Consider the following 2,343-nt stretch of genomic DNA (forward strand, 5'->3'; position numbering starts at 1 on the left):
CCTACCGGCGACGCCAACGTCGCACGCAAGGAGAAGACGACCTACGGCGAGTCCTATGTCTACGGTGCCCATCACCTCGACTTCGACGATGCCAAATGGGAGGCGCAGCTGCGCCATGAGGCAAAGGTTGCCGAACAACTGGTCTATGCCGGCGAGAGCAACGTGCTGGCGCTCTGCCCGGCGCGCATCCTGCGCATGGACATGGCCCTGCCCGACGCGTCCAATGGTCAGGTCATCACCGAGGTCATCCACACCGGCGCCCGCGACGCCGCCTATCGCAATACGTACCGGGCGATTCCTTCCGACCGGCGCTTCCGCCTGCCGATGGACGAGGCGAAATGGCCGCGCATTGCCGGCACCCTGAGCGCGCGTGTCACATCGCCGGGCGAGTACAAATACGCCTACCTGACCCAGCACGGCCACTACATCGTGCGCTTCGATTTCGACTTCGACGCATGGCCCAAGGGCGGCGAAAGCGTGCCGCTGGCGCTGGCCAAGCCGTTCGCGGGCGCGCGGCAGACCGGTTTCCACTTCCCGCTGGTGGACGGCACCTACGTGGACGTCGCTTTCCGTGACGGCAATCCCAACAAGCCCTACATCGCACATGTGCAGCACAACAGCCAGCACGGGGACCTGATCACCAACCAGGACCGCTGGCTCTCGCGCAACGTGATTCGTACGCAGAGCAATAACAAGCTGCGCTTCGAGGACTGGGAGGGACAGGAGGGGATCAAGCTTTCCACCGAGTATGCGGGCAAGAGCCAGTTGAACCTTGGGTGTTTGGTGGATAGCAAGAGGAAGAAGCGCGGGGAKGGCTTCGAGCTTCGCACGTCAGGTTGGGGSGCGATACGGGGTGGRAAGGGCTTGCTGCTGTCAACCGATGACCAACCGAAGGCAAGTGGGGCGCAACTCGACATACAGGAGGCGATGAAGCGCCTTGGCGACGCGCAAGCCCGTATCGAGGGACTGGCGCAGGCCGCGCAGATTGCCCAGGCGGATGCCGCCGACGCGAAGGCGATGCAGGAGGTGCTCCAGACCCAGATCAAGGATCTGCAGCAGGCGGTCATGCTGCTTTCCGCCAACGCCACCATCGCCATGGTCACCCCCGACGCGATCCTGCAAAGCGCCGGCACCGACCTGACGATGACGGCGGGCGCGAATGCCGATGTGGGTGCGCTGCGCCGATTCACGGTGGCAGCAGGCGAATCCATCTCGCTGTTTGCGCAGAAGATGGGCATCAAGTTGTTCGCAAGCAAGGGAAAAGTCCAGATCCAGGCGCAACACGACGAGATGGAACTCGTCTCCCAGCAGAACATGACGATCAGCAGCAGCGAGGGGCACGTCGTGCTGCAGGCGAGGAAGTCCGTCACGCTGACCGACGGCGGCGGCGCCTACATCAAGCTGGAGAACGGCAACGTGACGATCGCCTCGCCAGCGCAGGTGACCATCAAGATGGCCAACTTCAAGTGGGACGGCCCCGATAGCATCGCCGGAAAGTTTCCTGGGTTTTCCGCATGTAGTAAATCGGCCGACGCMGCTGCGGGAGCGGGTGAGAACAGTGTGGCCTTGACATGACGACCTCCAACCAGACCATGCCGCCTTCGGCCGGCGCAATTTCCACATGCCAGCCGCCCTCACTTTTCCATGGTGGATACCTGTTGCTCGACCCCGGCGCGTTTCGCGCCACCGAAGAGCTGACTCCGCTCCACGGACGTGTCTGCGTTCCGACTAACTGGAGCGGCGATCTCACCGGCTTGCCGATGCTGATAGATCTGCGCCAGTGTGGTGAACGGCAAGTGCAGTGGCTGGAATCCATCGTGGGCGAAGAGTACGAAGCTCAACAGCTTGAGCCGCTGTCGCGACCGCGCATCTGTGCGCATCTCAAGGCGCCCGTTCCCGTAGATGCGCTCGCGTCTCACCTGGCGAATCAGATGCTCGTGCTGCCGATCGACAAGACTCGCAATCGGTCTGGGCAGGGGGCGCTATGGCGATTCTTTGATCCTCGGGTGTTCGCCAATCTTTGTTGGCTGCTGAATCCGGACCAACTGGCGGTATTGCTCGCGCCGGTCTCGACATGGGCGTTCCCATGGTTTGGCAACTGGTTTGCCATCGACATGGCGGCGAATGGCGGGTCTACGCTAGACGAGATCCCRCAAGAACGGATCGCCGGGTTCACGCCCATCGCGATCGACCTATGGGCGCGCGCCCAGCGCATCGCCCTGGTCAACCAGGTCCTCGCACGCCTGGCTTTGCCGCGAGACCTCTCCTGGGCGCAGCGTGCGGCGCAAGCGATGCGCATTGAGCCGGACCTCGCCGTCATGCTGACGCCCGAGGACTACGACC

General features: G+C 63.2%; 1 protein-coding gene and 1 pseudogene. Both read left to right on the plus strand.

What is annotated here, in order from left to right; all coding sequences use genetic code 11:
* Positions 1 to 1,575, plus strand: a 1,575-nt coding sequence (locus tag AB4Z27_RS28745; protein ID WP_441645950.1) for a DUF2345 domain-containing protein, incomplete at its 5' end; no start/stop codon positions are given.
* Positions 1,572 to 2,343, plus strand: a pseudogene (locus AB4Z27_RS28750) (hypothetical protein); the annotation flags it as partial. The gene AB4Z27_RS28745 and the pseudogene AB4Z27_RS28750, both read left to right, overlap by 4 nt.

Origin of the sequence: Cupriavidus sp. KB_39 (genome assembly GCF_052114485.1) — a bacterium.
In the GTDB taxonomy this organism is placed as follows: domain Bacteria; phylum Pseudomonadota; class Gammaproteobacteria; order Burkholderiales; family Burkholderiaceae; genus Cupriavidus.